The 18,384-nt window shown below is 40.3% G+C and carries 17 protein-coding genes; 8 read left to right on the top strand and 9 right to left on the bottom strand.

What is annotated here, in order from left to right; genetic code table 11:
* Positions 1-1,383, top strand: a complete 1,383-nt coding sequence (locus tag QWY86_RS15310) for a RagB/SusD family nutrient uptake outer membrane protein (RefSeq protein WP_290243249.1) — start codon at positions 1-3, stop codon at positions 1,381-1,383.
* Positions 1,384-2,682 (top strand): TlpA family protein disulfide reductase, encoded by a 1,299-nt coding sequence (locus QWY86_RS15305; protein ID WP_290243247.1) that lies wholly within the window; start codon positions 1,384-1,386, stop codon positions 2,680-2,682.
* 35 nt (positions 2,683-2,717) lie between these two features.
* Here QWY86_RS15305 and QWY86_RS15300 read toward each other — a convergent pair whose 3' ends face one another.
* The 3 genes from QWY86_RS15300 to QWY86_RS15290 form a co-directional block, all read right to left on the bottom strand.
* On the bottom strand, positions 2,718-3,011 hold the full coding sequence (locus tag QWY86_RS15300; protein WP_290243245.1) for a hypothetical protein: 294 nt from the start codon (positions 3,009-3,011) through the stop codon (positions 2,718-2,720).
* Between the two features lie 51 nt (positions 3,012-3,062).
* Positions 3,063-3,521: a MauE/DoxX family redox-associated membrane protein gene (locus tag QWY86_RS15295; RefSeq protein ID WP_290243244.1), complete on the bottom strand. Its 459-nt coding sequence runs from the start codon at positions 3,519-3,521 to the stop codon at positions 3,063-3,065.
* 217 nt (positions 3,522-3,738) lie between these two features.
* Positions 3,739-4,329 carry a Crp/Fnr family transcriptional regulator gene (locus tag QWY86_RS15290; protein ID WP_290243242.1) on the bottom strand — a complete coding sequence of 197 codons (591 nt, stop codon included), beginning with the start codon at positions 4,327-4,329 and terminating at the stop codon, positions 3,739-3,741.
* A 292-nt stretch (positions 4,330-4,621) separates the two neighbouring features.
* Between QWY86_RS15290 and QWY86_RS15285 the strand changes: the two genes are divergently transcribed.
* From QWY86_RS15285 to QWY86_RS15275, 3 genes are all read left to right on the top strand, one after another.
* Positions 4,622-5,356 (top strand): LytR/AlgR family response regulator transcription factor, encoded by a 735-nt coding sequence (locus tag QWY86_RS15285; RefSeq protein ID WP_290243241.1) that lies wholly within the window; start codon positions 4,622-4,624, stop codon positions 5,354-5,356.
* A 192-nt stretch (positions 5,357-5,548) separates the two neighbouring features.
* A complete protein-coding gene (locus QWY86_RS15280; protein WP_290243239.1) occupies positions 5,549-6,610 on the top strand; it encodes a sensor histidine kinase in 1,062 nt (353 codons plus the stop codon).
* A gap of 32 nt (positions 6,611-6,642) precedes the next feature.
* Positions 6,643-7,908: a PIN domain-containing protein gene (locus QWY86_RS15275; protein WP_290243237.1), complete on the top strand. Its 1,266-nt coding sequence runs from the start codon at positions 6,643-6,645 to the stop codon at positions 7,906-7,908.
* Between the two features lie 172 nt (positions 7,909-8,080).
* Here the strand turns inward: QWY86_RS15275 and QWY86_RS15270 are convergent, their stop codons facing one another.
* Positions 8,081-9,265, bottom strand: a complete 1,185-nt coding sequence (locus QWY86_RS15270) for a nuclease-related domain-containing protein (protein WP_290243235.1) — start codon at positions 9,263-9,265, stop codon at positions 8,081-8,083.
* 55 nt (positions 9,266-9,320) lie between these two features.
* Here QWY86_RS15270 and QWY86_RS15265 point away from each other — a divergent pair, with 55 nt between their 5' ends.
* The gene (locus QWY86_RS15265; RefSeq protein ID WP_290243233.1) at positions 9,321-10,595 is read left to right on the top strand and encodes a Shedu immune nuclease family protein; all 1,275 of its coding nucleotides are present in this window, start codon (positions 9,321-9,323) and stop codon (positions 10,593-10,595) included.
* Positions 10,596-10,605: 10 nt separating this feature from the next.
* Here QWY86_RS15265 and mobC read toward each other — a convergent pair whose 3' ends face one another.
* The 5 genes from mobC to QWY86_RS15240 all read right to left on the bottom strand — a co-directional run bounded on the left by mobC (position 10,606) and on the right by QWY86_RS15240 (position 16,338).
* Entirely contained in the window at positions 10,606-12,639 is a 2,034-nt protein-coding gene (gene mobC / locus QWY86_RS15260) for a conjugal transfer protein MobC (RefSeq protein WP_290243232.1), read from the bottom strand.
* Between the two features lie 180 nt (positions 12,640-12,819).
* Positions 12,820-13,311 (bottom strand): hypothetical protein, encoded by a 492-nt coding sequence (locus tag QWY86_RS15255; RefSeq protein WP_290243230.1) that lies wholly within the window; start codon positions 13,309-13,311, stop codon positions 12,820-12,822.
* A gap of 2 nt (positions 13,312-13,313) precedes the next feature.
* Complete coding sequence (locus QWY86_RS15250) at positions 13,314-14,525, bottom strand: ImmA/IrrE family metallo-endopeptidase (RefSeq protein WP_290243227.1); 1,212 nt, start codon at positions 14,523-14,525, stop codon at positions 13,314-13,316.
* A gap of 182 nt (positions 14,526-14,707) precedes the next feature.
* Positions 14,708-15,946, bottom strand: coding sequence for a relaxase/mobilization nuclease domain-containing protein (locus QWY86_RS15245; protein ID WP_290243226.1), 1,239 nt, complete (start codon positions 15,944-15,946; stop codon positions 14,708-14,710).
* Positions 15,931-16,338, bottom strand: a complete 408-nt coding sequence (locus QWY86_RS15240) for a mobilization protein (protein ID WP_290243224.1) — start codon at positions 16,336-16,338, stop codon at positions 15,931-15,933. Before QWY86_RS15240 ends, QWY86_RS15245 begins: the two co-directional genes overlap by 16 nt.
* Positions 16,339-16,944: 606 nt before the next feature.
* Here QWY86_RS15240 and QWY86_RS15235 point away from each other — a divergent pair.
* Positions 16,945-17,718 carry a hypothetical protein gene (locus QWY86_RS15235; protein ID WP_290243222.1) on the top strand — a complete coding sequence of 258 codons (774 nt, stop codon included), beginning with the start codon at positions 16,945-16,947 and terminating at the stop codon, positions 17,716-17,718.
* An 85-nt stretch (positions 17,719-17,803) separates the two neighbouring features.
* Positions 17,804-18,247, top strand: coding sequence for a Cthe_2314 family HEPN domain-containing protein (locus QWY86_RS15230; protein WP_290243220.1), 444 nt, complete (start codon positions 17,804-17,806; stop codon positions 18,245-18,247).
* Positions 18,248-18,384 lie beyond the last annotated feature (137 nt).

Genomic DNA, 18,384 nt, shown 5'->3' with positions numbered 1-18,384 from the left:
ATGAAAACTATTAAAACTACTTATCTGCTCCTGATTTTTTCATCCATCTGTCTGTTCACCATTTCGTGTAAAAAGACATTTTTAGAAGCCAAGCCTTCCTTATCTATGGTTGTTCCGGAAAGCTTAAAAGAATTACAGGCGATACTCGATAATGACAACTATATGCAGGGTGCGGTGTCCACAGGACCTGATCCCCATATCGGAACCATCAGCGCAGATGATTACTTCATCACCAATGACGATTATATAAATGTTTCGGAATACCACCGTTCCTGTTACACCTGGCAAAGAACCATTAGCTATAACGAAAATACGAAGAACTGGATCGGGCCGTACCGGGCAGTATTTTATTCGAATATCGTTCTTGAAGGGTTAGGGAAGATGAATCCAGGCGAAAGCGAATTAAAGGAATATAATGCTATAAAAGGCGCTGCACTTTTTTACAGGGCTTACCATTTCTACAACCTTGCCCAGGTTTTTGCCCCGGTTTTCATAGCGGGCAGGGCGAACAATGGCTTGGGTATCCCGCTTCGCCTGAAGTCAGACGTATCGGAGGTTTCCGTTCGCGCTAACCTTGCTGAAACATATGCACAAATCATTGATGATTTAGAAAGAGCGGTGATGCTATTGCCCGATTTAGGCGACTATAAAACACGTCCTTCAAAAGCTGCCGCTTATGCCTTACTTTCCAGAACGTATTTGACTATGCAGGATTATCCCAATGCACTTGCTAATGCTCAAAATAGCTTGAAAATCAATGACAGGTTAATGGATTACAATACCATCAACGATTCATCTGCCCCGTTCCCTTTATTCAATGAGGAGGTTATCTTTCATGCGACCATGAGTGCAGAATTACCAACCGTTATTCCAGGCATCGCAAGGATTGACACGGTTTTATATGCTTCCTATGAGAATGCGGATCTTCGGAAAAAACTCTTCTTCAGAAAGGAAGGTTCCTATATGGCTTTTAAGGGAAGTTATCGGGGCGCTTCACCCGCATTCTCTGGCCTGGCGACTGATGAACTCTACCTCAATCAATCAGAATGCCTGGCAAGACTTGACAGGATAAGCGAGTCCATGCAAGTGCTCAACACATTGCTACAGAAAAGGTATATTAAATCCGGATACAGGAGCAGAAGTGCTAAAAACCAGACTGAAGCACTCAGTCAGATACTGAGTGAGCGGCGAAAAGAACTTGTTCTCAGGAACATGCGCTGGTCAGACTTAAGAAGGCTAAACCTGGACCCGAAATTTGCAACAACCCTAAGCAGGAATATCAACGGGACAACCTTCACTTTAGCTCCAAACGATATCAAATATACGCTACCGATTCCTAGCGAGGTGATAGGCCTAAGCGGGATGCAACAAAATGACAGATAGATGCGCAGTAAAATATTTCTAATAGCAGCAATCGCGTGCCTAAATCTAGCCACAGTTGCACAGGAAAAATATATTCCCAGATTAAAAGTAGGTGATTCAGTTCCGGAGCTATACTTCCCCGTTATCGTAAACAGCGAGCTAAAGACAGCAAAACTATCGGATTTCAGGGGTAAACTGGTTATACTGGATTACTGGAATAAGTGGTGCAGCTCCTGCATCTCCGGATTTCAGAAATACAGCCGGTTAATGAACAAGCATGGAGCAGAAATGATTGTTTTACCTGTATCATTCCTGCATACTAAAGCAGAAGTCAATACTTTTCTGGAAAGTAGGAAGCAATTAAAGGATACCATCTCGCTTCCATTTGCGGTATTTGAAAATAAAGACAATTCGCTATTTAAAATGCTGCCTACTACCGGCTATCCGTTTTCAATCTGGATAAGTAAAACTGGTCGAATTCTACACCTCTCCTCGTACTCTGCAACCGAGGAAGCTAGTATTTTAAATGGACTGAAGGGATACCCGTCGGGATATTTGGGTTCAGTACAGGACATGAACTTCTCAAAAACAAGGCCCTTGCTCGTTGATGGCAATGGAGGGCCAGATTCGGCATTCATTTACCGGTCTATGATTACACCTTACAATGATAAAATACCGGCGAGCTCAGGGGCAAACTTAAAAAGCGGAAATATTTCGCGAATTTGGATGTATAATGCGCCCGTTTTAGAACTATTAAAGTTTGCTGAAAAAGAGGGGAATACGGATGATCCCTTTAATTTGAATATTGTTCTTGAAGGCGATGTAGCAGCAAGGTTAACCTTTGCCAGGCCCAAGGTTGAAAAACAAGGCTGGTTAAGGAAAAACGGCTATTGCTATGAATTGATACAACCAGGCAGATTGAGCCGTGCTGATGCATTTGCCAAAATGAGAACAGACCTGTCTGATTTTTTTAAAATACGATTTCAATCGGAAAACAGGCTTATGCCTGTGATGGTGCTCAGACAAACCGACAGCCTGCATAGATTTAAAGCCGTCAGCGCAAAAACCGGAATCATCAGGCTTCCAGGAAATGTACTGGAGATAAACAGGCGAAAGATGGATGATGTGATTGCTTATCTGCAGGTTGCAGGTGCCCCGGCTTTAGGAAATGGAACCGGCTACGAATCAGAAGTAGATATCAAAATCAATTTACCAGTTCCCTTCGATATAAGCTTATTGAATGAGCAGCTGGAAGTTTACGGACTAAAGTTTTTCCCGGAAATGCGCACCAGGCGCGTCATTGTGATTTCCGAAAAATAAAGCTAATCCCATCTGATGATGGGATTAGCTTTAAGTTATTCTTTATGGGCATCATCTCCAAGCGAAATGGTAATATTAGGCCTTCTGTAAATACCATCGATTACCGTTTCTTCTTCAGTAAATCCTTGGGCACAAACTGCCGTTTCAGGCCCATCACAAGGCTGAGGCACTGGGGAATCGGTCGCAAGGTACTGATCAGGGTTCGTTAAAGTTGTACCTGCATCATTGGTATCGTACCAGTAAAGATCAACGGTTTTTGAGGACGCCGAAGTGTGAGTAGAAGAAAATGCACTTAAACTTACAATCATAGCAACGGCTGCGAAGCTCACGATCATTTTTTTAATGTTATTCATAATTTTAATGTTTAGAATTTGAATTTTTTATGGATTAACTCTTTTTTCCAGACGAATCGCAACTATAGATAGGAAGATAAATCCTAGGTTCAACCATAGGTGCTGTGTCCAGGTAAGTGATTCGACTACGCCACCACAATGACAAGGCAGGTTACTGGCCCAAATCAATGCAATCAGAATATACGACGTAAAAGCCAACATAAATAACAAAAAGCTCCAAAGACCAATCCTGATGAATTGCGGAATTAGTAATAAAACTGCAATGAGGATTTCAGTAACCGGAACGAACCAGCTAATGAAAAAAGAGTATTGTCCTATCAGACCCACTTTTGAAATACCATTCATAAACCGTTCATGGTCCATAATCTTTGTAATGCCGGTGTAGGCAAAAAGCGATGCGAGAATGATACCTATTCCAAGCAGTAACCACTCCCTAGTCTTTGGTTCAGGCTTAATTGAAAAATCGGTGTGCTTCAGTGTTTTCATAAACTATGATTTGATGTTAATCGAATAAAGTGGCATCCGCCACAAAGGGATCTTATCCCAGTTATGTGTTTGAACTCTTTGTCACAGCACTCCTTTCTGATTAAATACAGGAACCATTCCTGAATCTGAACATAAAGTTCAATATTGCCCGAGGCAATGTAGCGCACAATTGTACACTCCTATTAAGAATATGTACTCATTTGATTTTTTTGGAAATTCAGGCAAGTAGCGAGTAGTACCGGCGGAAACCGATATCCTTTAATCCTAAAAAGGAGGCAATGTCTTTATGTTTTGCAACATTGAATAAGGCAGAATGTGCTGCGTAGAATTTGCGATATTTTTCTTTGCCAGAAAGGTTGAAAAGATCTTCCTGGTGATCAATCCTTGCCTTATCATAATAGAATTTAAGTTCTTCAATTAGCTTTATCACTGCCGGAAATTTCGATTTGAGCATCAGGAAATCATCATGGCTGATTTCCAGTATTGTTGTATTTGGTAAAACTTCAATATCAGAGATCGCATCTTTTTGATTAAAAAAAACAGGATAGGCTAACACAAAATCATTTGGATACCAGAACCACGTTGTATGAGGCAATCCAGTATCGTTATTACGATTTACCTCCCTTAAATACCCTTTGATTACAAACCAGGCAAATTTTGCTTTTCTTCCCTTTCTCAGGATAAACTCGGCATTGGGGAATTTATATACTTTTAGCAATGGTCGTAAAGCAATATAAAAGGAGGGCGTGACCTCAGTGAGCGAATCTATCCTTTTTACAACGGCCTGAAAGTATTCATCTGTGAGCATAGAAGATTTACATGCATTCCGACTTGCAAAAAAAAGAGGGGTATAAAAACCCCTCCTATACCATGGCTTCCGACGGCGAGGTAATACTGAAAGTTGAAATGTTCGTTAATAAATAAACAATTATTTCGTGGCACAATTTCGATAGTTCAAACTACCTCTGGCTATTTTTTATGCGAAATACTTCATTGTTATGTGAGTAGTGGTTTACACTATGTCAATGACATATGAGACATTCATGAATTGCTAATTCAAAATACAATGGCTATTTTAGCTAATACCTAGCTAAAACATTATGAACGAATTAAGATGCATTGTAATTGATGATGAGCGGTATTCCATCGACAGATTAGAGGAACTCATAGCTATCACTCCAGGGATTATTCATGACAAAAGCTTCGAGAATGCCTATGATGCGATGCGTTATCTTCATCAAGCCCAACACATCGACCTAATTTTTTCAGATATTGGAATGCCCTTCATTAATGGCATTGAAGCAGCAAAGTTATTGAAGCCATATTGTAGTTATCTGGTCTTCATTACGGGCCATCGCGAATATGGCGAAGAAAGTTTCGAAGTTGGTGCCGATGGCTATCTGATGAAACCTTTACAAAAACTGAAGTTCACTCAGCAAATACAAAAGTTAATCGAGAAAAAGAAATCAGTATCTGCAACCAAACAACATGATAACTTTGTTTTGGTAAAGGGAGGGCTTAAAAACAACTATCTGAGCTTACAATATGAAAAAATCATGTACATAAAAGCCATGTCTAACTATATTCAGGTGTTTTCAAAAGATAGTGTAAACACAAGCTACCATACCTTAACAGATATGGAAACAACATTAAAAGAGCGTAGCGAGTTTTTACGGATCAATCGATCAGAAATTATTTCTTTTAATCATGTACGTCAGCTAGATGGCTATCAGATTGTACTGACTGGCGGACAGAAGTTTACGGTCAGCAGAAGTTACCGGAATAAATTTGAGACTTACGTCCGGAATCGCCTACCCGGTGGTTGGGCAAGTTGAGCTATCAGTGGTGGTAATCGTATCTGTCATTGAGGTAGTAGGGTCCGAACCAATCCGGCCATATTTTTTCGAAGATTTGTAAATAAATATTGTTCTTTTTTTTAATCTATTTGTATGTATTGCTTTCATAACCATTGCTTTAATGGTCGATTTTAGCAAGAGCTAAATCTGAAAACATTTTAATTATCCGAGATGAAAGGTTTTTTATCTAAACTGCATTTACCACTTGATAAAGTGTTTATCGTAAACTTAATTGTTTGGACAGCCTTCATTTTCATCGAAGTTTTTGTTGCAGGCGCAGTCCGTGATAACTTTAGTAGTATGCCGTATTATGTACTTTTTTATATTTTAAATATCTCAATCTTTTACATTCACGGCGAATTGGTTATGCCCCTATCCAGGCGTCCAGACGTTGTAAGAACAGCCAGGTTTATCCTGGTCCTATTCAGTGAGGCATTACTGTATCTGGGGGGAGCGATAATTGTTGGGTTAATCTTAACCCATGTGTTTGCCGAACCACGGATGAATCCTTTTCCATTAAAATATAAATATGTTGCGATTGTCGGTTATCGGGCATTATTTTTTATGGCATTCGCAACTGGTTATTATTTCTTAAAGGAACATTTAAAAGAAAAGGACATCAAAATCGCAAACGCCGTGGAATTTGGAAATCTTCAAACCCAGCTCCTGAGAAGTGAAAAAGATTATCTGCGTGCGCAGATAAATCCTCATTTGTTATTCAATACACTGGACTTTATCAAGGCGGTTTCAAAAACAAACCCTGAACAGGCCGGGGAAGCTATCGATTGTTTATCAGAGATCATGGATTATGCATTGGAGACCAATAAGAAAGATTTTGTACCAGTAGTAAAAGAAATGGAGCAGGTTGAATATATAATTAGGTTGAGCATGTTGCGCAATGCAAATCGTCTCCACCTTAACATCAAAAAAAATATAGAAAATGCTGATGCAACAATCCCCCCAATAATACTGTTAACATTGGTGGAGAATATCTTCAAGCACGGAAACCTGAAGGATGAAAACCAAGTGGCGACCATCGAACTCTTTACCGACGACAAGTACATAATTTTCAACACCAGTAACCTTATTGCAAACCCACTGCCCACCAAGAAAAAAGGCACAGGCTTAAAAAATGTAAGTGAAAGATTGAAGCACTCCTATCAACTCAGGCATTCCTTTTTTTATGCAGAGCAGGGAAATGTATTTACTACTGAATTGAGAATAGACTTTTAAATTAAGAAAGCTTCGTAACAGCAAAACCTGCCATGGCAAAAAATTATCTTTTTCTCGACACCAACATCCTCATTCACTTCAAGACACCAAAGGAGATTGATTGGAAAAAGTATGTGAAGGGATCATTGACCCTTGTAATCGCACCTATTATTATCGCTGAGATAGATAAGCTTAGACGCAGCCAACAAAAGAAAATTGCCACAAGAGCAAAATCCATTACTAAGCTGTTCGAGCATATCATGGATAATGGTGATCCTGATTGGCTCCTAATCGATAAGAGACCAACCTCCGAAACGTTTTTGGAAAACAGCCTTGATAAAACCGAACAGGATGACTGCCTACTTGCAGCAGTTCTGGAGTTTTGTCCTGAAGATCCGGATTGTCAAAAAATACTGGTCAGCGAGGACATAGGGCCAAGACTAAAGGCCAAAAATCTTGGCATAAAAACGATAAAGCTGGAAGATACCGAACTGCTAGCAGAAGAGCCTGACGAAAATGAAGTCAAGTTGCAAAAACTGGTCAGAGAGAACAATGAACTGAAAAACCGTTTACCCAAAGTCGACCTGTTTTTTGAAGGGAAAAGAAAACACATAAATTTCCCAGAGTTTCAGGGAACAATGACCCTCGATCAATACCGCGCCCAAAAGATGGAAGAGGTTAGAAAAAAGTACACCTACCACAAAACACCATTTAAAATGCCCACCCAGCGGGACCTCATTTTCCGCAGCGCCATTGCCGAAAGCATGATGTATACCGAAGCCAAAAGATATGATCAAGAGCTCGACTGGTTCTTTGAAACTTATGAGCACGAATTTCTTCCAGCGATCTACAATTGGCACATCACACAGCTTCTCTCAATCGAGATTGAACTTGAAATGTATAACGAAGGGAATGTTCCAGCAGAGAATATTGATCTATGCCTAAGATTTCCAAATGGGACAAACATCGAACTGGCTGAGACATTCAATCCGTCACCGCAACCACCTGTTCCACCGGAGAAGCCACTTCCTCTCGACCAGTTATTAACCAAGTCGAATGAAATGCAGAAAGCAATACCCCCTCCGCAAATGCCATCGTCTCATATTCCAAAACCTTGGATCTCCATTAACCAAGACAACGGCCTTCAGGTTGACATGAAGTGTAGCTATCTAAAGCATCATCAATCATTTAAGTTCAGCAAGCTCGCTGTATCTTTCGAAACATTAGATTACATGAAGGGATTTGAGTTTCAATACCAGCTAACAATTGCCAATGACCCCAAGCTCAAAACAGGCAAATTACAGGTCAACTTTGTGTAAATATTACACTTTATGTCAACTTAACATTTCAATTGAGGTACTGACATATTAGGGGTCTGTTAAGGTGAGCCGATATAGACTATGCACTAAACTGTGTCCTGCATAGGAGCAATCAGCAAAAGTAAAGTTTTTTGAAGTGCAAAATTTGTTGGTAGACATATCCATAGTCAGTTTACTTTTCAAAAAAATTATACCGGGCATGAAGTGTAGGCCGTTCAACAAATTTCTTGGCTCTCTGCATCAGCAAATCATCAAAGATGTTTCTATCATTGTTCGAATAGCCTATAAATTGCATCATTTCCCTTAGATCCATGACATGAATAAACATTCTACACTCAGACATGGTATCTATGATTAGGGCAATGGTAGGTTCCCAATCGCCAAAAGGTAACATCTCGGAAATCAGGACAATGCCATGTGGAAATAGTGCTCTATCAAATAAAAGCTCCCTATCCTGTTTATAGAATATTTTTGTGCCATCAATTATAGTCTTTGAGGCTCCTACTAATTGGCCAACTGCTTTTTTTATCTGCTTCTGTAACCCCAACACCTTTCTCTCCATGGTTCGTCCTTCAACCGCCTCATAAACACCAAGGGCTTTCGCCTCGATGAGAAAAACACCAAAATCTGAAATGGCAAAAATATCTATCAGTTCCCGATACCCCGTTTTTGATTTTACAAGTGGACTGTGGTAAGCATCCTTATTAAATAAAGACCTAATCACCACATAAATCTCCTTTTCGAATTGATTGCCCTCAAACGAATCCTCAATATTTGTCTGGACAGTTTGTTCAGCCTCAATATATGAATTAACAATACTTTCGACCTGCCGATATGTTGCTTTAACTGCTAAAAGATGCATATCAGCAGTTGATGTTGTCTTGTTGAGCACAGCTTGAAACTTATCTAACGAAAGATTTAGCTGCGTAAAATCTCGGTCAGTATCAAAACGTCTCGGATTACTCATCAGACAATGAACATCATGCCGATCTTTATCACTTACATACAAGTCTCCAAAACTCTGGATCGCATTCAGTTCATTACAGAACTGTATTTGTACCTTTTCAAGATGCATGATCTTTATAATGGCCAAGTGATCTTTTCGATATTGCACAGGATTCATCAGGAGTTGTGGATGAACCGGGTCATCAAAGACCCTTAAACCTGAGAGGAGAATATTTGGACTAAAATCGCCATCCACTGCAAAAAGCAATTCAATAATGCATCCCATTAAAATGGCTTTGATAGTTGAGGACGGAATTTTTACCAATATTTTTGCACCATATTGGTCGCTGATATACCAAATACCTGCTAATTCATGTCTCAATTCGCGATCTATTCTATCTGCATTTTCCATAGACTCAAAAAATTATCTAAATTTAAGTAGCTTTATATTAACAGTATAACTCATCATGGCAAAAACACTTACTCAAGACAAACCATTAGAATATCATAAAGTTACAAATAGCTCAAAAGAAGTTTACTTCTTTAAGGATTCAGAAAACAAAGTGGATCAAAAATCCAGGGAGGTTTATTTAAAGGAAGATAAGGAAATTCATTACCCAACTCCCTATAAAGGGAAAGCAAAATATACAAATATTGGAAAATTCACCTATATAGGTTTTGGAAAAAAAATACCCGTAGGGGTTTATAAAGTCTTTACGTTTGGTTACGGCTTTACTAAAGTGTTAAGGCCAATCAGTGAGATATTAGATAAACTTAAAATTACTGAAGTAGTCATCGAAAAGGGTGGCCCTCTAAAGCTGGATTTAAAAAGGGGGATAATCTATCTGAACGAGGCTAAACTTGCAGAACTAAATGTCGCATTTTCCAGCCTTTCTGAGAAACAAAAGCTTGAACGAGAACGGGCGGGTCAACAGTACCTTCATGATTATTTTCCAAAGGAATTTGCAGCACCTCCAAAAACATATACTTCTGGTGCTCTTGCAGCAACCCTTCTGGATTGGGGCAATTCAATGTCAGAATTTAGTGAAGCAGACAAGCAAGCAATCAAAGAACTTTTTGAAAAGCTAACCTTATTACCGAACTTCTTCACTGATTCAAATCTTTCCAAAACCAAGGAGATTATTGACAATAAATTTATCAAAGCAGCGCTAGATGAATTCGATAAGCTTTTTAAAATCACCTCGGATACCAAAGGACTTGAAAAAAAGTGGCAGAATTTTTTGGAAACTCATAGTTGGATATTTTCAACATTATTTGCCCAACCAGTAATATTACATCAGGACGAGGCTTTCGTTGGTGGCACCAAGATTGATAATAAAGGGGGAAAGTTTAACGATTTTTTGATCAAAGGTGGCTTAAGCACCAATGTCTCATTTGTTGAGATTAAAACTCATCTTGCAGATATATTTATTTCAATTCCGTATAGAGGTGATGATGTGTTTGCAGCCTCAAAAGAACTTTCCGGTTGTGTCGGTCAGGTTCTCAACCAAAGAGATCACTTCCAAAAAGAATATTATACATTAATGAAAGGAAGCAATGAAGTTCAGAGCTTTAACCCCAAAGCATTGGTTTTAATTGGAAACTATTCGAAGTTAACGGCAAAACAAAAAGGTGCTTTTGAACTTTATAGAAACAATAGCAAAGATGTTGAAATCTTAACATTTGACGAATTAAGGGTTAAAATAAGTAGCTTGTTAACCATTATGACACGTGGAAAATAGCAAAAGAAGATCAAAAAGACTGCGCTTTTTCTTCTCCCTTACCCGTCCCGGACTTCCCCCTTTTCTTACTCTCCTTCACCTCCGCCCTGACCTCCTGCTTTGCACACTCGGTTTTCAAAAGTTCAAAAATCTCCCTTTTAATCTGCTTATAATTCTCCTCCACCATCTCCGCACTCACCCTCTTTACCACCGGAATCCCCACATAACCCGACTCCTCGCTTGCAATCGCCTCATGGTCATTCTGAATCTCAGCATGAAACATCTTCAGTTTAATCTTCTGCTCGGGATTATCCGCCACCACCCCCACAAATTCACCAGCCGATAAGCTCGCAATCTTACTCGCCGGAATCGCGTAATCCATCTGCGTGGCCCGGGTGATAGAGGTATCAGAACTATTGATGCTCATCGAATCCTTGCGCTGGGAAATCTTCCCAAAATTCTCCGACAACTGCTTCGCTGTATCGCCAGTCACCTGCCCCGAAATCACATTCCCCACAATCCCCGTAATCACATCCGCCTGCTCCGAACCATAATCCTTGGTCAGCTGCGAGAAATCCTGCACCGCAAGACAGGTCGAGACCTGATTCGATCTCGCTGTCGCAATCAAAGCATCCATATTATTAAAATAAATCGTCGGAAACTCATCAAACACAAGTGAAGATTTTAGTTTACCCTTCTGGTTCACCAGCTTAATCATCCTGGAAATATACAAAGACAAAACCGCGCCATAGACCTGCAACTTCTGCGGATTATTGCCCACGCAGACAATCTTGGGTTCCTCCGGACAGTTCACATCCAAAGTAAAATCACTCCCGCTTAAAACATAATACAACTGCGGCGAAGACAGTCTGGCCAGCCCAATCTTTGCCGAGGCAATCTGCCCCTCCAGCTGCGCCATCGCATTGTTGCGGTAAGCCGAAATAAAAGGATTGATGAGCACCTTGATCTCCTCCTGGGTTTTGAGTACCGCAAAAAGCGGATCATAATCACTCTGCATCAGCTCTATCACATGCGGAAGCGTGCAGAACCTGCCATCTTCATACCTGCGCAAATACCAGATGCAGGCCGTTAAAAAATTAATGGGACTTTCCACAAAAAAGTCCCCCTGCTTTTTTATCCAGTCCCTGTTCAGCCCCATCATAATGGTCCTTGAAGCCTCCGTCGCATCGGTAATGTCCTCCATCGCCTGGGGGTCAAGCGGATTACAGCGGTGAGTCCTGTTTAAATCATCAAAATTTATCACAAAGAACTTCGGCCTGACCTTATAATTCCCCGCATACTTTATCAGTTTATTGTAGGCTATCCTGCTCAAGTCATCAAACTTAAAATCATAGATGAACATTGAAAAGCCCTTAAGGATGTGCTGGTCGATGATGTGCCTGATGACAAAATAACTCTTACCCGCACCCGGGGTCCCCGCCACCAGAAGACCTCTGAATGGGTTGATGATATTTATCCAGCTTTCCCGAACCAGTTTCCCCAGCCTATACTTAGCCGGTAGGTTAATGGAAAACTCATTCTCAAGCAGCCGCTCTTCCTGCGGAAAAGTTTCGCTCTCTTCATTGAAGATATCCTCTTTCAGCTTGTCCTTTAACAGCCTGGACAGCTGGCCTCCGCCAGCAAGCATCAGCAGATAGCCTAGGCAGGTCAAACCGATATAAAGTACTGAAACGATTGCCTTGTGGCCGGGCAAAAGACTGAGCAAAAGAAAACACAACGTACTGGCAAAATAAAGACCCGCCCCAACAACTAAATAAATAATGATGGGCTTCAATGTTATCTTCTCATCCTTCTTTCCCTTCACACCGATAAGAGAAATCACCAGCAGCAGCAAAGCCGCTAGCTTCGCCCTGAAAAAACCTTCAAATAAACCGGTCTCTGCAATGTTCCCGGTAATCTTGTCAGTTATCCCGGCCGTCCATCCCCAATCCTGAAAAGCCTGGTAACAGCTTAAATAAAAGTGTATCGCCAGAATAAAAATACTCAGCAGCCTTGTAAAATCAATAATTTTGCGCAGTCCCTGCACGTCTTCCCCTGTATTCATGGGAACAAAAGACAACTAATTTATTCAATGGTATTGACAATCCCCTTGGTGGTACCATAAAAAAGAAGCTTAGAGAATAAATATTGGCAATAAAGGCTTTATGATCAAAAATGTCATGCGAATCCTAGATTTAGAAGGCTATGAACGCAACAACAGAACAGTAAAAAAGATTACTTAAAACTATACAGTTGGCTTCCCGTAACCTTTTAAAATATTAATTTCTCTTAATTTATTGTAAAGGTCTACCATAGTACCATTAGTAAAAATCCAATCCATGATCAACTGCAACATTTCTTCCGCATCAGAAATATAACCCATTCTTCCGTCCGCCCCCCTTATTCCAAATTTGTTTTTACGCTTGCCACGAGTGAGGTACGTATTTTTTTCTTCATAGATGTAATTTCTAGCCAGTTTGTTCTCTTTTCCTTTTGGAAGATTACTTATCAATATCTTCTGAATTCCTTTATAATATATATCAAACTTTTTTTCTGGATCTTCTGTATTTCCTTGGAGCATTTCTTTCAACTCCTGCGCCTTCTCAAAATTTCCGTTTTCATTTAAGAAAAGTTGTTCTCCCTTAACATTTTCGGTACTGGCTAAAATCCCAAGTTTTTCCAGCTCTTTCTCTTTGTCAGTCTGCGAGATTTTTTTCGCCTTATTATTCTTTGCCATAATTATATATTAAAAATGTTTGCATTTAGGTATTCGATGGTTTGTTCTATATTATGGTTTTCGAAAGTGTTGATGTTCAATTCCGAAAGCGCTAGTTTTACATCAGGCTGCTGGTTTGTAAATCTTCCCCACTGTTTCTTATTGTATTCCTTCTCCTGATCGAAGCAATAGAAGTTATACACAAACGCGGGATGCACCTGGTTTTTTTGAGCATACTCCTTAACAATGTGAGGGGAGCTTATATAACTAGATATGTACTTTGATTTCTCCTTTGAGAACAAGTAGTCGCGAGAAAACTCATTCGCCTTGTCTTCCTGTAATAGGAAAAGATCAGGTTCACCAGTAAGATGAAAGGTCTGCTTTTCGATTTCCTCAAGGTCATAAAGCACATGATATATCTCGTGCATCAGGGCAAACCAAATGGTCGCATAATTCTTATTTAGATCGGTTAGAACGATACCGGGCTTACCATCCACAAAAAAAGTTGCCCCACGAACCTGAGTTGTAGGTAGGTGCGGCTGATAAATTACAGTAAGCCCGACATTATAAAGTGCCTGGGTCACAACTCGCAAACCGCGTTCAACATTCATCGTATAAGGTCGAATCTTAGGTATCAAGCTGATTAATCCGGCTCTATCAAATTCATTAGGGTTATTTATCTTTTCAAAGTGCATCACAGCAGACCTTACCCAAAACTCTCTCATTAAGAGATTTGCTGAACGCTTTGTTCTACTGAAAGCTGGTATATAGCTCTTGTCGGAATATTCATAAATATTATCCAGGCCGAAATAGGTAGTAATTCGTTCCTCAATTTCATCAAAGTCACTTTTTGAACTAAGAAACTTGCCCTTAAGTAAATTTTTCAAGTCAAAATTAGCAACGATGTAACTTTTCTTCCTTGCATCGTTTAGCTCATTTACTAAATCGACAGACGCCTCATTGATGTAATATTTTACAAGAGTCTCCGTATTCAGGCCAAGGAATTGACCAAGCTTCAATAGGTTTACTACATCTACTCTCTTTGCGGAATTATCCAATATCCCTTGAAGCGAACGGTTCTGCATAGAAAGTAATTTTTCAGCCTGATTAAACGTCAGTCCATATTGTTCGAGTTTGCTCTCGAAAATTTCCTTTAGGGTTTTTGGCTCACCATTCCATCTTTCAACTGGATTAAGCAATTTTTGAAATTCATTTAAAAAGCTTTCTGAACTCATATATGTAAATTTACATAGCAAAATTAGTCAATTAAAAGCATAAAACAAATTTATATGTAAATTTACATAACTTATAAAAAGATATGAACTAAACTTATACTTATCCTTCCATTTCCTTTAATTTTTAGTACTATGAAATCCGGCACTTAAACTTATATGACAGCAAATAAGTCGACTGCACTTCACAAAGCCTGCGTTTGCTCTTCACCCGGTCTTTTCTTTCTTTTCTTTCCGATAACAGCCGGATCATCATAATCCGCCTTTTTAAGCAGCCCGTCCAATAAACTTTCAACTGCATCGCTCCGCTTTTCGCCCTGCCCCAAATCCTTCTCCAAATAATCAGATTGTACCTCTTTCCTTAAATAAACCTTCGGCTCATCCCTATCTGAAAATCTTTCCACCAAAGCCTTAGCAGAATAACCTTTCCCCAGATCACTTCCGTTAAAAACCGTCCGCTTCTTATGGTCAATAAAGGTCAGCCCGTAAATCAACCCGGAATCATTCCTCCTCAGCACTAACGCCACCTGCTCTCTGGCCAGTTCTTTTATCAGCGTTTCCTTTTTCACTGAAGCGTATCTGTCCAATACCCCGTCAATTCTTTCCTTAATGCCTTGCTTATGGGCAAGCCGAATTTCAGCATTCTTTTCAAACCTTTTTTCCAGTTCCTTCATCGTTGCCCCATTGTAAAAAGCGCTCGCCTTGAACGGCACGCCTACCGGATTTCCATCCTGACCCGCAATCGAGTATACCAGTCCCTTTTTCTCAAACATCACCGAATCCTCAAATCCCCGGTCAACCAGCACATTGAACTGCGCCAGCACGGCCTTGTATTCCGCAAAAGAGCAATAGGCATAGTCGCGCATCACCGCCTTTGTAATGTTACCAATTTGTTTTTTGGTCTCAGAAGCCCCGTATTCAGCTACCCTCAGGTAAAGTTCATTGGAAAGCTTTCGCCCTTCAGCCTTGACCAATCCATATCTAATTTCCAGCGCCTTTCGGGCAGGCTCAGAAAGATTTCTTCCTATTCCATCGGTATTTATCCGCTTCCCGTCACGACCGATAAGCACGGTAGCAATATGAAGGTGCGGATGAGCCGAATCAAAATGCGCATAAGCGATATAGGGCTGCTCGCCCAGCCCAATCTTTTCCATATATATTGATGCAATCTGCTGCATCGTTGCTGAATCCAGCCGGTCATCCGGATGAAAATTCAGCGAGATGTGCATCGCATTCACCTTGCTCCTCGAATTCAGCATAGTCAGCTGCTCAAACCTAAAGAGTTTCTGGTGGAAGCTGAGCCTATCAATCTCGGTAGCAAAGCCGCTGGCCAGGATAATCTTCGCCTCCCCCTTGACTACCTTATCTTCGTTATAAACCAGCACACCCCGGATTGATTTCCCACAGCTTATCCTTGCAACCATTTCTCAGCGAGTTTAGAGATCAGCGGAAAGAGCCGTTCCACCCTGGCATCGATTTTCTGATAAAGCTCGGCCGTTCTTTTTGCATGAAACTCCTTTTCGGCCTGCGACTTCACCGCATTGAAATAACGGGTCTGCTGGTTGATGTTTACCCCGATGGATTTCAGTTCTTTCCTTATCAGCGCCAGTTCCTCCATTGGCCCGGTCAGCGAGGCATCCCGATAGAAACAGTTAATGCGTTCCCTGGAAAGCAGTTTCCTTCCTACCTCGCCGATTGATCTGCAGGAAGATTCTGCCAGGAGTTTTTCCAGCAGCTTCATCGTTGCATCACTTACCCTTACCCGGAGCAGGTGCACCAAAAGTTCGTCCTGGTTTTTCGCTTTTTTCCTACCCATCCTGCTGTTGACATTTTGTTGATTTCAGACTTTGCGAGTTCCGATGCAAAGTCCCCCTGCGCTGGCAGGGCAAGATAATTTTTGTCTACAAAAAGACATCTTGCTGCAAACAGGGGTTTGCCGTAAAAACGCCTCCCGAAGTTCCTCCGGAACAGAGTCAACCGGTTAATTACCGATCGTTTTTTGGCTTGTTTTGTAGCTCCGAAAGAGGAGGGAATGACCTGAGCAGCCGCCTGATTTTAAGGCGTATTTGTGTAGGTTTCGGGCGGAGCTTACGGCCTAGCATTCTACCCAGCCCCAAGCCAAAATCCCCATCAGAATTGATTTTACTGTTTTTAAAATTAACCATAATCTAAGAAATTGAAAGCTCAAAAATGAAGCGAGAAACTTAGGTGGTTTGACAATCCCCAAGATCAGCCCCAGGAATAAGTAGAAAAAGTATCTTTAGCTTTGATAAAAAATTCAATAGCTTAATGGAGTTTGTAACCAAAAAAGATGAGCGGTACGTTTTGATATCTAACCAGATACAGTTGGACGAAATTGTTACTGAAATCGAACAAAAAGTAGCATTTGCCCACCTATTCAAATTTCCCGAAAGAGAGCTGCTTGTCGCTTTTAATTGAAGCGTTAAATATATCTTATGAAGACTTTGAAAGCAGATACTACCATTACGATCCAGTTCGAAAATTACATATCTCCGAAAGTGAATTTGGGTATGTCTGGATAAGCACCCATGGTTTGGTGGCCAGAAAAAAGCCTACCACAAACCGGGCGGTCAATTCATGTCTAGTGCAGTATACTGTTATATCTCTCCTATTGAACAAAGCGATAGAAGTTGTGAAAGATGAAAAAGTATACGACATAGACTCCCGTAGATTTGAGGAATTATCTGATTTATCGCCAGCTATATTCCACAACCTGACTTTCTATGTGGAAGTTTTCTGCAAGGCCTATCTTTCATTAATTGGAATCCAGGCGCCCAAGAGCCACAAGCTTCAGGTAATCTACCAAACAACGGTAGATTCAATGATAAGCAACAACCATGATGATTCGCTTTTCCAAATATTGGTACTCGATCCTCTTTACAAATTAGTAGACCATATTGGCAAAATCCCGGGAGGCTTTAAAGAACAATTCATCAAGTACGATGATAACCCATTGGACGATACTGTGATATTATTTGAATTGGCAGGCCTGACCGAGATGACCTGGTTACTTGAATTATCAGTTGATTTTATCACCGACTTTTTTCACATCGGCACCGACACCCACTACCTTAAATCAAACATCTATCAAAGGATGATTGACAGAGCTGATACCGAGGAGAAAAAGAAAAGAATACAAGTGCTTTATCCCCATCTGGCAAAAAAAATAACTTAGCAGTAATCAAAACAAATCTATTTTAAACTGTTGACGCTATCTAATAATTAAAGATATGATACACATTGATACTGGAGATCAAAAAGTGACATTCACTTACTCCAAGAACGATTTTCTGATGAACTATTTTTCAGAACGCCTTCTTGAGGACTTATCGGATTCCTTCAAAGGTTTCGAGCAAAGAACCGGTTATGTGGAAGGCGAGAATAACCATCACCTGTTAAATGAGGACGAAAGATATGCGTCTAGGATTTTCCGCCTACAATCTGCACTGCGCAATACTAGTGAACAGTTGCAACACATCAGATTATATATCAACAGGTATCCGTTTCGCAAGCACTATCTGGCCAATGGAATTTCGCAGTTGGAATACATACAGTATCATATAGAAGCACTTTATCACAAAGTACATACTGTCCATGAAATTATGCTTTTAATGGTTAACGAAGTTTATGGTTTAGGTTTAATACAAATGAAGTGCAGATGGCCTAATATATTAAAGATATTACCATCGACAGAACCCCATTAGTTCACGCACATAACTATTTCAAAACTTTCGAAAATCTCATTGGACTTAGGCATCTGAATAGCCACAGGGGATATTATGAAGATCAAGAAAAAGACGAGATTGACACTTATTATGGCCTTTTTTTCTTTAAACAGGAA

Source organism: Pedobacter aquatilis (assembly GCF_030409415.1).
GTDB lineage: Bacteria > Bacteroidota > Bacteroidia > Sphingobacteriales > Sphingobacteriaceae > Pedobacter > Pedobacter aquatilis.
Note: the sequence above shows the minus strand (reverse complement) of the source record. Positions and strands in the feature narration are given on the sequence as shown.